Consider the following 12,150-nt stretch of genomic DNA (forward strand, 5'->3'; position numbering starts at 1 on the left):
TGATCATGCCTTTGCATGGAAGGGCTGAGCGTAAAGAAAATATCCGGTGGATATTTTTAGCGAGGAGCCGGCATGTAGGGGAGGTAGGAAAGGAGGATGGGCGGTAGCTCAGAGCCCGATTCTCATCACTACTATTACTCTGTCCCGCCTAAGAAGAAAAGGGTATGAATCGATGCTTTCCTATTACCTCAAAACGCAACCTACAATCCAGTGAACCGCCGTATACAGCCTGCCCCGAACTTGATTCGGGGAGACCCGTACTGCCTGTCCCGAGATTCGGGATACGGTGGTCCCGATTCTCGGGATAAATAGTGTGAGGCGCTCCCCGTCAGAGGAATCTGGCGGGGCCGTATACACGATTGGCGTGTCGTGCTTTTTTATTTTTTCATCCATTCATGAATGTCAGTTGCAAGCTCCTTATATGCTTCTTTTGGACCCGCTGTTGACTCGTCTTCAAACCACCTTAAAAACTCCTGATAAATCAAGTCGTGTACTTGTTCTTCAGTCATGTCATGGTCTAATTGAACAATAATTGTTTTTACTTCTGGTTCATATTCGTTTTCTGGCGCTCCTATGTCAAGTAGTCCAATTGGGTCATGTCGATTTATAATTGTCCTAAGTTCTGAGAATCTATCGCCATGACTTGATTTTACAGAATCTAAGTTGAGGGCAAACAGCGGATCTTTCATGGATTTCGCATATTGTCTGTCAAAGTTTTCTTGTGTTTCTTGATCAGTCATTTTTGTTTTATTGTCCGTTCCGCAACTTGTTAATAGAGTCACAGCAGTCAAAAGGGTCAGTATCTTATTCAATTGTCTCAATGTCTTTTTTCGCTTGCAGCCAACTTACTTTTTAACGTACCTTTTATCCATTCAACCCACCAAATACGGGGGATAAACGCACCTTTCTTACTTTTTATTGATTTTCTCCAATCGAGAGAAATCTCCTTCCTCTCATAGGAATTTCTTATTCTGCCCTATTTGATATTCAATTAAAGCATTTCAAACTAAAAAACTATAAACCAAATGGAAAATCTCCTGTTTTTCAGACTATTGCTTCTGTTTGTTAGTTTTTTACATTTTCGGCTAGGACCACGCTCATGGCCTGTTTCCTGATAGGTTAGAGGTATAGGATATTTGCTGTCTGGTTTTCAATCTAATTTGTTCCTCCTTTCCTTGGACAAAAAAAGCCCTCCCATTGCTGGAAAGGCTTTTCAGGTTCGTCCCCGAACTCGAGTCGTCGAAGTCTCGGGGAAAAATCATTAAATACGTATGCTTTTTTACTTCAAGCTCCCAATCATATCCTCAGGCTTGACCCACTCGTCAAACTGCTCAGAGGTCAACAGACCCAACCCAATTGCCGCTTCCCGAAGGCTTGTACCCTCTTTGTGCGCTTTTTTGGCGATGGCTGCCGCATTTTCATAACCGATATGGGTATTCAATGCCGTCACGAGCATCAGGGAATTTTCCAAGTGACGCTGTATCATCGGCGTATTGGGTTCGATGCCGATCGCACAGTTATCATTGAAGGAGACACAGGCATCACCGATCAGTCGGGCAGACTGCAGGAAGTTGGCCGCAATCAATGGCTTGAAGACATTCAGCTCAAAGTGTCCATTGGATCCCCCGATGGAGATGGCGACGTCATTTCCCATTACTTGAGCAGCAACCATGGTGATGGCTTCCACTTGGGTAGGATTGACTTTGCCAGGCATGATGGAGGAACCGGGCTCATTTTCGGGAATCAAAATTTCTCCAATTCCAGATCGCGGACCGGAAGAGAGCATGCGAATGTCATTGGCGATTTTCATCAGGGATACCGCTACTTGCTTCAGTGCACCATGTGCCTCGACCATGCCGTCATGTGCTGCCAAAGCTTCAAATTTATTGGGTGCAGTCACAAAGGGCTGTCCGGAGAATTCAGCTATTTTTTTGGCGACTAATTCAGAATAGCCTTTTGGCGTATTCAATCCTGTCCCTACTGCTGTCCCGCCGAGCGCAAGTTCAGAAAGGTGAGATAGCGTATTTTTGATCGCTCTCAAGCCATGGTCGAGTTGGGCCACGTAGCCGCTAAACTCCTGTCCCAAGGTAAGAGGTGTCGCATCCATAAAGTGCGTTCTGCCGATTTTGACCACATCTTTGAAGGATTTTGCCTTGGCATCCAGTGTGTCCCGTAGTTTTTGGATCCCCGGAATAGTCGTCTCCACCACCATTTTGTAAGCCGCAACATGCATGGCTGTGGGATAGGTATCGTTTGAGGATTGGGATTTATTGACGTCGTCGTTGGGGTGGATTTTTTTCTTTTCATCCTCCAAAGTCCCTCCCATCAACACGTGTGCACGATAAGCGATGACCTCGTTAGAATTCATATTGGACTGGGTTCCAGAGCCGGTCTGCCAGACCACCAATGGAAATTGATCATCGTGTTTTCCTTCCAAGATTTCATCGCAGACGGTAGATATGATGTCGGCTTTTTCCTGAGAAAGCACTCCGAGCTCGGCATTGGTCTGAGCAGCTGCTTTTTTGAGAATAGCAAAAGCCCGGATAATCTCGATAGGCATACGGTTTTTTTCGCCACCGATTTTGAAATTGTTGATGGATCGCTGTGTCTGCGCGCCCCAGTATTTGTCAGCAGGTACCTCTACAGGTCCCATGGTGTCTTTTTCTATTCGAATGCTCATGGTATAGGAGTTAGTATTTGATTTTGGGTTGCTAAATTAATCTCAAAAGGCCTTTTTCCCTAAAAAGCCCACATTTAATCCTTCACTTTAAGATTGATAAGTTCATGAAATTTTGCACGTGAAGATTTGACTTGGCGGTGGAAAAAGAAAAGTGCGAACAAATAATTGATCACTGCTAGACCGAGACACAGTCCCCCGTTGATAGGGTTTTTGACCAACAAAAAATAAAATAGTGAAAAACCCACCAGAATGATGGACCAAAAGAGGATGAAAAACAAAGCGCCGGGAAAAAGGCGATAAGTCAAAAACAAGATCGATCCTCTTGCGGTATCTTCTACATTTCCCAAAATCAAAGGCAAAAAGGTATCGCTTTTTTGAATGACCTTAGAAATCCGAAAGCTACTTTTTCCGATATAGCCGTTAAACTCAAGTCCTTGCTCCTGATAGCTTCTCTTATCCAAAAAATTCACCTCCCGCGTTTTTCTGGACAACTGCTCGAGGACCTCTGTTTTGGAGAGTGCGCTGACAAGCGTTTCGCTATGGAAGGGCAGAAGATTCACAGTTTACTAACTATTAGTGGTCAAGGTCTGTTTAGATAGGGTAACGAAATTAACTCCTTTTCCCTTGAATACTAAGCCGATCATAGAAGAAATGAGATTTCCTGTGAAGGACGTCTCCCATATTCAAAATCGACTGATGGAAATCGGTGGGAGAAATGGATGGTATGGGACTACTTGGCTTTGGAAAACCCGAGGGATGTTGGACCGGCTATTGGGTGGAATTGGCTATCGAAAAGGAGAAAAAACCCTTGGCGAACTGGAGGAGGGAGAAGCCTTAGATTTTTGGAGGGTGAAGCGAAAACTAGCTCATCCTTTTTCTTGTGCGCTTGAAGCTGAAATGAAGCTGCCCGGAAAAGTCTTTTTGGAGTGGAAAGTGGAGGAGAGTTGTATGATTCAGACCATTCGATTTTATCCGGCCGGAATCTGGGGAAAAGTCTATTGGTACGCTGTGCAGCCTGCTCATCGCTTGATTTTTTGGCATTTGGGCCAAAGCATAACCCAAGTCAAATGAGCAGGCCGGTAAGCATTATTTTACGGCAATGCAGGAGATTTCCACATTGACATCTTTGGGTAATCGGCTGACCTCAACGGTCTCTCGAGCTGGGGGATTACTTTTAAAATACTGTCCATAGGCTTCGTTAATAGTGCTAAACTGATCCATGGATTTGATGAAAATGGTGCATTTGACCACATCTGAAAACGCAAAACCAGCTTTTCTTAATACGGCCTCGAGGTTTTTCATCACAGCATGGGTTTCCTCAGTGATGTTTTCATTGATGAGTTCGCCTGTATCAGGATCCAGAGGAATCTGTCCAGAAACATAAAGGGTATTTCCTGCCAAAACGGCTTGGGAATAGGGCCCAATCGGAGCGGGAGCTTCCGTAGTGAAAATTATAGAATTAGCCATTTATTTGATAATTTTTAGAGATGCAAAGGTAATGGATCAGAGGGAGGAATTTGCAAATTCAGATTTTTGCGAAGTAAAAGGTTTTTTGAATTCAAACGCAATCATTTTTTAACCATTTACAAACCGCCTCCTTACACTTTCTCCTGTTTTTATTTCCTCTTTGCTTCGTTCCAAAAGACATCCATTTCCGCCAAAGTCATCTCGCTGAGATTTTTGCCGGCTGCTTTGGCTGCATTTTCGAGGTATTGAAACCGCTTGATAAATTTCAGGTTGGTTCGCTCCAGTGCCTCTTCGGGATTGATATCTATAAATCGCGCATAATTTATCAGGGAAAATAGCACATCCCCAAATTCGGCAGTGGCTTTTTCCTTGTCAATTTGAGTTTCTTCTGCCGCATTGAATTCATTTTTGAATTCCTGCATTTCCTCTTCCACTTTTTCCCAAACTTGCTGCTTTTCTTCCCAGTCAAAACCTACTCCTCGGGCTTTTTCCTGAATCCTCATGGCCTTGATGAGGGCAGGCAGGGATTTGGGAACTCCCCCGAGTACAGATTGATTACCTTTTTCCTTGAGTTTGATTTTTTCCCAGTTTTGGCTGACCGTTTCGGCATCATTGGCTTGGGTATTGCCATAGATATGAGGATGACGCCGGATCAGCTTTTCACAGAGGGAATGCGTGAGTGAGGCGACATCAAAATTACCTTCTTCGGATCCGATTTTGGCATAAAAGACGATATGAAGCAGCAGGTCTCCCAGTTCCTTTTTGATTTCCTCGGGATTTCCCTCCAGGATAGCATCTGAGAGTTCGAAAGTCTCTTCGATGGTCAGGTGTCGTAGGCTTTCGGTCGTTTGCTTTTTGTCCCAAGGACACTGGGCGCGTAATTCATCCATGATGGTCAATAGCCGATCAAAAGCAGCCAATTGATCCGCCCGGTTACTCAAATTAGACATGTTTTGGGAAACTAAGTTTGAATTGTGGTCGTTTCGAAGTAAAGCTTTAAATTTGCGCAAATTTATCCGTTATGGCAACAATATTAATTACAGTAGGCTTCGTGGCATTATTCTTCGTTTTGATGTCTGTAAGGCTTTTATTCTTGAAAAACGGGGAATTCAAAGGCACCTGTGCCTCCCAAAATCCATATTTAAATAAAGATGGAGGAACCTGCGGCTACTGCGGCAAAACCGTGGATGCCAATAGCAGCTGCGGCAATCCTGACAATGAAGTCGATAAAGTTCTCGCTAAATTCAAATAATTTTAATCCTGCCGAGAGGCGGGATTTTTTGCAGTTTTTCACCTAAATACTATCTGTACGTGTCACTAATCAAATCAATTTCCGGGATCCGGGGAACTATTGGAGGGAAAGCTGGAGAGGGTCTCACTCCAATTGATGTTGTTAAATTTACCGCTGCTTATGGCGCTTGGGTACTGGAGAAAACCGGCAATGCCAAGGTAGTCATCGGCCGAGATGCTCGATTGTCGGGGGATATGGTTTCCAGATTGGTTTCTGCCACCTTGCAGGGCTTGGGTATTCATGTCATTGACCTAGGGCTCAGCACTACGCCCACAGTCGAGTTTGCGGTGCCATTAGAAAAAGCCGGCGGGGGAATCATCCTTACCGCCAGCCATAATCCCATTCAGTGGAATGCCCTGAAATTACTCAATAGCAAAGGAGAATTTATTTCCGATGCCGAGGGAAAAGACATTCTCGACAAAGCTGAACAGGAAGATTTCACTTTTGCAGAGGTCAAAAAACTGGGCGCTTATACCGCTATAGACGATTACATGGATCGGCATATTCAGCATGTGCTGGATTTGGAGCTGGTGGATGTGGAGGCGATTAAAGCCAGAAATTTCAAAATCGTCGTGGATGCAGTTAATTCCACCGGTGGAATCGTAGTGCCCAAACTACTCAGAGCACTTGGCGTAGAGGTCATCGAAGAGATGTATTGCACCCCAGATGGGCATTTCCCACACAATCCTGAACCGCTTCCGGAAAATCTGCGGGACATCTCGCAAAAGTTGGAAAAGGGTAATTTTGACTTGGGAATCGTCATCGATCCGGATGTGGATCGTCTGGCTTTTATAAATGAGGATGGTTCTGCATTCGGAGAGGAATATACCTTGGTGGCGGTGGCAGATTATGTGCTGTCAAAAACACCGGGCAATACCGTCTCAAATCTTTCCTCAACACGGGCACTTCGGGACGTGACCGAAAAAAGAGGTGGAACCTACACCGCTGCTGCGGTAGGAGAAGTCAATGTAGTCAATCAGATGAAAGCCGTCGAGGCGGTGATTGGCGGGGAGGGAAATGGGGGAATTATTTACCCTACTTCTCACTATGGTCGTGATGCTTTGGTGGGTATTGGTTTGTTTTTGACCCACTTGGCAAATTTCGGAAAGACCATTTCCAGATTGAGAGCTTCCTATCCAAATTATTATATTTCCAAGAATAAAATCGAACTGACGCCGGAAATCAATGTGGATAAGATTCTCGACGCGATCCAAGAGAAATATAAAAAACATCCTATTAATACGATTGATGGAGTGAAAATCGAGTTTGAAAAGGAATGGGTTCACTTGCGAAAATCAAACACTGAGCCTATTATCCGAATCTACTCGGAGTCCGAATCAGAAGCCACTGCGGAGCATTTGGCCAAAAAAATCATGCAAGACATCAAAGAGGTAGTGAGCGCCTCGCTGATCTGATAAAAACCCAAGCCTGAAGAAAAGATGAAAGTTTATTTTGACAATGCCGCCACGACTGCCATGGACGATCGAGTGATCGAAGCCATGCTGCCTTTTATGAGGAATCATTATGGAAACCCCTCCTCCGTGCACAGCCATGGACGTGAGGTGCGCTCCGCCATTGAAAAGTCCCGAAAAAAAGTGGCTGAATTGCTCAATACGACTCCATCAGAGATTTTCTTTACCTCCGGAGGCACAGAAGCGGACAATACCGCTTTGGTCTGCGGGATCGAAACCCATGGGATCAAGCATGCCATCAGTTCCCCGATTGAGCATCATGCGGTATTGCATACCTTGGAGGTTTGTGAGCAAAAGGGTCATATCCAACTCAGCATGCTCGATGTCAATGACAAAGGAGAGCTTGACCTGAATCAGCTGGAAACACTGTTAAAAGCTAATCCCAATAGTCTGATCTCTTTAATGCATGCCAATAATGAAATCGGAAACCTGAATGACCTGAATCGAATTGGTACTTTGGCTAGAGAATATGGCGCTTTTTTCCATTCGGACACGGTTCAGACCATGGGACATTATGTGCATGACTTAAAAAACTTGCCCGTGGACGCCATCGTAGCTGGGGGGCATAAATTTCACGGTCCCAAAGGCTCAGGATTTCTATATGTACGAAAAGACAAAAAAATCCATCCCTTCATTCACGGAGGAGCGCAGGAGCGAAATATGCGTGGTGGAACCGAAAATGTCATCGGCATCATCGGAATTGCGAAGGCACTCGAAATCGCCTATGAGTACATGAGTTCCCATGAAGTCCATGTGAAAGCCTTGAAAAAGCATTTCATCGAAAAACTTAAAGCTGATATTCCCGGCGTGGAATTTAATGGACTTTCTGAAGAGTTAGATAGATCGCTTTACACCGTTTTGAATGTAAGTCTTCCACCTTCTGAGGCAAACGCGGGGATGTTATTGTTTAATTTAGACTTAGCAGGAATTTCCGCATCTGGGGGTTCGGCTTGCAGTTCTGGTGCGACCGTAGGTTCGCATGTACTTCGGGCATTGAATCACAACCCTGAGCGAGATTCTGTGCGGTTCTCTTTTAGCCGATTCAATACAATTGAAGAGGTTGATTACACAGTCGGAAAGCTGAAGGAGCTGTATGCGGTGGAGGTTTGATTTCAAAGGTTTTAAAGAGCCTTTTTTTCTACATATCATTTAAGCTCAGGCAGGCAAACTCCACTCGATATCCTTTAAATTTCAGAAGGATATTTTTTGCTTTCTTTTGTAGGAGCTCTTCTGAGTATTTTTCAGGATTTAATTTGACTTCGGCTATGAATAGGGTTTGCTCCAAGTCGTTGATTGCGATAATATTTATTTCGTTTTCATTTTTGCCGTCCCAATAGGTTCCAATTGTGGAATAGGCCTTTGACTCTTTGATTTTCTGAAGAAAATATTTTTCCAAAACAGGCCCTAAATAGCTATTCAAGTCACGCTCTACTATTTTTTTGACATAGTCAAAATTCTCAATTTCTATTGCACTTTGATTTTTATAAATAAATCGAAACCAAAAGTTGAGAAAATTATCTTCGATTCGATACTTGAATTTTCTACTACCGGGTTTTGAGAATAGCGGTCTGATTTTTTTGATGATTCCAAATTGATTTTCAAGTTTATCCAAAAAGCCACCTACGCTCATTTCCAAAATGGATTCAATTTCTGGTCGGGAAGTTTTTGAGCTGGCGATCAAGCTTAAAATGGAAAAATAAGTCGAATAATCTCGTCCGAACTCTTCAATTAAGACGTTTTTCCCTTCAGAAATAAAAAGGGAGTTTTCGCGCAACATTAAAGAAATCATTCCCTTTTGATCCAAGGTTTCAGCGTCTACAAATTGCTCCACATATTTAGCAACACCACCTGTGAAAGCATAAAAACTCAGTAAATCTACCTTTTCATAACTTGGGCGAAAATCGGATAAGATCTTTTTGAGGACATTTATTTCGAATGGTTTTACGTGTAATCGAGCTGTAGCCCTTCCGAATAGGGGTTCTTTTTGACTTTCAAAAATTTTATTCATCAATGAATAAATCGATCCGCAGAGAATCAAATTTATCTTGGATTCTGCCTTTTTTTCATCCCAAATCCGCTGCATTTCGCTGTATAGCGATGGATTTACAGTGTAAAACTCTTGAAACTCATCCAAAATCAAAGTAAATGGTTCCTGGGTAGACCAATCCATAAGCATGCTAAAAAGCGCCGAAAAGGATTTGATTTCGCCATAAATCGGAATTTTAAAATTCTCCTTGACCGTTCGCAAGAACTCATCAACTAGGAGCGATTCTGATTTTTTTGCAACAAATAAATAGGCCGCTTTTTGATCCTTTGTGCTTTTTCTAAGAAGAAGAGTCTTTCCGATTCTCCTTCGCCCAATCACCACGGTCATTTGTGCAATTTTCAGACTCGTGTCTCGGATTTCTTTTAGAAAGTCTAATTCCCTTTCTCGGTTATAAAACTCCATTTCTATTATTGTAATAAATATTACTGTAATATCTGTTACAATAATACGTTAACCAATAAAAAAGAGCTAATAATTCGCTCTTTTTTATTGAATGTCAGCTCGGTTACTTTTTAGCTCCGGGATATCCGATAGAATACGGTGTCCAAATCTCGTAAATCGGATTGCCCGTAGAGCTCAGGCCGCTGTGATGCCATTCTCCATCAATCACCTCATAATCGAAGCTTAAACTTGCCCCGACTCGGGAATCATCCCGGGAGAAAAAGGTGATGTTTTCGACATATTTGCCGTCTTTGGCGGTATAAGTCCCTCCACCTGTTCCGGAGAATTCTGCCGTTTCCGAGTTAAAGGCCACCCATTGGAATCGACCTCCGGATAAAATTTTGATTGTCCTTCGCGCACCGGGTGTGCTTCTGGAAATTTCCTCTCCTCTTTTTCTTCCGGTGATGACCCAGTTGCGGGTAAGGTCATCCGTATCCGAAGAAATGCGCTCCCAGATTTCAATCATGGAACTGCCATTAGCTTCTGTGGAAATGACGATTTTATCCTCCGAGACCCAGTCCAATTTGAATTCAGAAGTGTTTCCCACCCATTCAGGTTTCATGGTGTAGAAGTCAAGCGTTTCCGAGTAATTGCCTCCTTCGTAGCGAAAAGGACCGCCTCCTGCACCCAGAAAGTGATTATCGGAGACTTGTTTGGCTCCAAAGGCAAAGTAATCATCCTGATAGATTTTGATGTACTCGGCATCAGTCATTTCTTTGCCATTTTGATGGGTCATTTTCCAAGCTCCTTCTAGCGATTGTGCGTGGAGCAGGCTTGCAAGGAAAAGTAAGGGGAGAAAGAGATATTTTTTCATAGGATTAGTTGCTGTTTGCAGAAAATTACCAAAACAATTTTGGCTTTGCCAGTCTTTTCTTTCGAATGGTCAAGTTTTGATCAGATTTAACCCCTCTGCACGATGAAGCAATTCTTATTTGGAAATTCACCAGATTCCGTAAATGATTTATTCCCCGACCGTGTCATCAAACGCCTGCTGCTGGATGAGGAGGAAATTGGAGTTTTGAGAATAGGGAATACTTTTTTTGCCTTCCAAAGCAGCTGTCCACATCGAGGAGCCTCGCTCATTCAAGCTCATATCAATGGCCAAGGCGAAATCATCTGCCCACTTCATCAATATCGATTTGACCTGAAAACAGGACAATTGAAAATGGGTTTTTGTGGAGACTTGAAAGTTTTTCAAACCCAACTCACTGAGGAAGGACTTTTAGTTTTCACTCAATAAACCAAAAGAAAATTTTGATAAATTCTACCTTGAGGCTTTTAATTCAAGTAAAAAGCTCTAGAAATAAGAGCTATACAACCCCGTTGTCATAATCAAAAGGGCAATAAAGACCGTAAGTTCCCTTAATGCTTTTGAGCGTAAAGAATAAAGTAATAATACAAGAGAAAAAATTGACGTAATAATTAGAGATTGGAATTTTAGAGAATCGTTAATTAAGAAAACTATTTGAAATGAAAATATGATCGCAATAGCCCAAAGTATACAAAAATCTAACCAACTTGTTTCCTTTTTAAATAATTTCAAAAATGCCTGTCCAACAAAATAAAGGATAAAAAACATAATACCCGTAATGATTTGAAAAGTGGAGATTTTGTCAATAAGAAATAAAAATACTGAAACAGTCGCAAAAACTGTATAAGTTATACCGATTGTTTTTAGATTATTGATTCTCATGTCAGTAGCTTTTTGAAAATTATTCATCATCAAATGTTGCATCATATGTACAAGATAACCAAGCTACAGGGAAAGAAAGTGGAAGAGAATATGTATAATGAATTAAATCAATCCAATTAACATCTGGTCCAAATTGCTCTTCCATCTTTTCTGCCATACAACCCAAAATATCACATTCCCATTGAGAATCACACAAGATTCGATTATTGAGAGAATATAAATTTTTGAAGGCATTTAGCGCTTTCAAGGTTGCCAACTCGGTAAAAAGAAAATCTTTTTTAATATTAGATAATGGAGAATTAATCACTTCTTGTTCTATTGAATAGGCTAATTTATTAAAGTCCTCAAATGATAATTCACTCCTCTTTTTAATTAGTATCCTAACTGTTTTTTGATAGTCAGAATTTGCCAAAGCAAGTTCATCAGGGATTACTTTTGCTTCAATACTTAAATCTTGAATTTTAGCCTCTTCCTTATTTAATTCAGGAACCTTTAGATCAAAGTTAAATGGATTGATACTTTTAGGAGTTAATAAAGCATATATTGAGGGGTCATCTATAATTCGGTTAACTTTCCTAAAAAAATCTGATTCCAGATTTAAATTTAAATCTTCTTTCTCTTGAACACAGGAACTAAAGAGTAAAAACATTAAAATTGAAAAATGCACAATTTTTTCATTATTAATTTCGCTTTAAATGAAGTTTTTAGTTTAAAATAATTATCATATTTTTTTGTTAATTGAAATTTACTGTCATCCGAGTAAAATTACCAATGTAAGTTAGCTTTCTTGGAATAGTACAAAACTGAAAAAGCGGAACCACCGATTAGGTTAATTCCGCTTTAAATGGGATGTTGCGGTTACCACACTACAACCAACCCAGTGCAACATACAAAACTATCAGGTCATCCGATCATCAGTCAGTTACTTTCTTTTATTCCCCGGGAGATCGTTGACCAAGCAACGAACACTTTTCAGTCAGATCGGTATTATAAGACCATGGATACCTGGAAGCAGCTGGTGTTTATGCTCTATGGGGTGGTGTCCAAAGTCCATTCGCT

Annotated in this window: 14 protein-coding genes; 6 read left to right on the forward strand and 8 right to left on the reverse strand. The window is 41.8% G+C overall.

Annotation, left to right across the window (positions count from 1 at the left end; all coding sequences use genetic code 11):
* Nucleotides 1-377: 377 nt before the first annotated feature.
* From BLQ57_RS19845 to BLQ57_RS19855, 3 genes are all read right to left on the reverse strand, one after another.
* Nucleotides 378-812 (reverse strand): hypothetical protein, encoded by a 435-nt coding sequence (locus tag BLQ57_RS19845; RefSeq protein WP_139162834.1) that lies wholly within the window; start codon nucleotides 810-812, stop codon nucleotides 378-380.
* 467 nt (nucleotides 813-1,279) lie between these two features.
* Entirely contained in the window at nucleotides 1,280-2,680 is a 1,401-nt protein-coding gene (fumC, locus tag BLQ57_RS19850) for a class II fumarate hydratase (RefSeq protein ID WP_087941359.1), read from the reverse strand.
* Between the two features lie 74 nt (nucleotides 2,681-2,754).
* A complete protein-coding gene (locus tag BLQ57_RS19855) occupies nucleotides 2,755-3,240 on the reverse strand; it encodes a hypothetical protein (protein ID WP_087941360.1) in 486 nt (161 codons plus the stop codon).
* A gap of 64 nt (nucleotides 3,241-3,304) precedes the next feature.
* Between BLQ57_RS19855 and BLQ57_RS19860 the strand changes: the two genes are divergently transcribed.
* Nucleotides 3,305-3,751, forward strand: a complete 447-nt coding sequence (locus tag BLQ57_RS19860) for a DUF2867 domain-containing protein (RefSeq protein ID WP_139162835.1) — start codon at nucleotides 3,305-3,307, stop codon at nucleotides 3,749-3,751.
* Between the two features lie 15 nt (nucleotides 3,752-3,766).
* On the opposite strand, the gene BLQ57_RS19865 is transcribed toward BLQ57_RS19860, so the two are convergent.
* Together BLQ57_RS19865 and mazG are read right to left on the reverse strand one after the other, a co-directional pair.
* On the reverse strand, nucleotides 3,767-4,147 hold the full coding sequence (locus BLQ57_RS19865; protein WP_087941362.1) for a RidA family protein: 381 nt from the start codon (nucleotides 4,145-4,147) through the stop codon (nucleotides 3,767-3,769).
* A gap of 149 nt (nucleotides 4,148-4,296) precedes the next feature.
* Nucleotides 4,297-5,097 (reverse strand): nucleoside triphosphate pyrophosphohydrolase, encoded by an 801-nt coding sequence (gene mazG, locus BLQ57_RS19870; protein WP_087941363.1) that lies wholly within the window; start codon nucleotides 5,095-5,097, stop codon nucleotides 4,297-4,299.
* Between the two features lie 71 nt (nucleotides 5,098-5,168).
* On the opposite strand from mazG, the gene BLQ57_RS19875 reads away from it, so the two are divergent.
* The 3 genes from BLQ57_RS19875 to BLQ57_RS19885 are packed head-to-tail and all read left to right on the forward strand — an operon-like array spanning nucleotide 5,169 to nucleotide 8,020.
* Nucleotides 5,169-5,399: a hypothetical protein gene (locus tag BLQ57_RS19875; RefSeq protein WP_087941364.1), complete on the forward strand. Its 231-nt coding sequence runs from the start codon at nucleotides 5,169-5,171 to the stop codon at nucleotides 5,397-5,399.
* Between the two features lie 59 nt (nucleotides 5,400-5,458).
* The gene (gene glmM / locus BLQ57_RS19880) at nucleotides 5,459-6,853 is read left to right on the forward strand and encodes a phosphoglucosamine mutase (protein ID WP_087941365.1); all 1,395 of its coding nucleotides are present in this window, start codon (nucleotides 5,459-5,461) and stop codon (nucleotides 6,851-6,853) included.
* Nucleotides 6,854-6,877: 24 nt separating this feature from the next.
* Nucleotides 6,878-8,020, forward strand: coding sequence for a cysteine desulfurase family protein (locus BLQ57_RS19885; RefSeq protein WP_087941366.1), 1,143 nt, complete (start codon nucleotides 6,878-6,880; stop codon nucleotides 8,018-8,020).
* Nucleotides 8,021-8,048: 28 nt separating this feature from the next.
* On the opposite strand, the gene BLQ57_RS19890 is transcribed toward BLQ57_RS19885, so the two are convergent.
* Both BLQ57_RS19890 and BLQ57_RS19895 read right to left on the reverse strand, forming a co-directional pair.
* Complete coding sequence (locus tag BLQ57_RS19890) at nucleotides 8,049-9,359, reverse strand: ATP-binding protein (RefSeq protein ID WP_087941367.1); 1,311 nt, start codon at nucleotides 9,357-9,359, stop codon at nucleotides 8,049-8,051.
* A gap of 103 nt (nucleotides 9,360-9,462) precedes the next feature.
* Nucleotides 9,463-10,212 (reverse strand): hypothetical protein, encoded by a 750-nt coding sequence (locus tag BLQ57_RS19895; RefSeq protein WP_087941368.1) that lies wholly within the window; start codon nucleotides 10,210-10,212, stop codon nucleotides 9,463-9,465.
* 102 nt (nucleotides 10,213-10,314) lie between these two features.
* On the opposite strand from BLQ57_RS19895, the gene BLQ57_RS19900 reads away from it, so the two are divergent.
* Complete coding sequence (locus tag BLQ57_RS19900) at nucleotides 10,315-10,638, forward strand: Rieske (2Fe-2S) protein (protein ID WP_087941369.1); 324 nt, start codon at nucleotides 10,315-10,317, stop codon at nucleotides 10,636-10,638.
* Nucleotides 10,639-11,110: 472 nt separating this feature from the next.
* On the opposite strand, the gene BLQ57_RS19910 is transcribed toward BLQ57_RS19900, so the two are convergent.
* Nucleotides 11,111-11,758 (reverse strand): hypothetical protein, encoded by a 648-nt coding sequence (locus tag BLQ57_RS19910; protein ID WP_139162836.1) that lies wholly within the window; start codon nucleotides 11,756-11,758, stop codon nucleotides 11,111-11,113.
* Between the two features lie 177 nt (nucleotides 11,759-11,935).
* Between BLQ57_RS19910 and BLQ57_RS21720 the strand changes: the two genes are divergently transcribed.
* On the forward strand, nucleotides 11,936-12,150 hold a 215-nt coding region (locus BLQ57_RS21720), incomplete at its 3' end, for a DUF4372 domain-containing protein (protein ID WP_139162837.1).

It is taken from the genome of Algoriphagus faecimaris (genome assembly GCF_900101705.1).
In the GTDB taxonomy this organism is placed as follows: Bacteria; Bacteroidota; Bacteroidia; order Cytophagales; family Cyclobacteriaceae; genus Algoriphagus; species Algoriphagus faecimaris.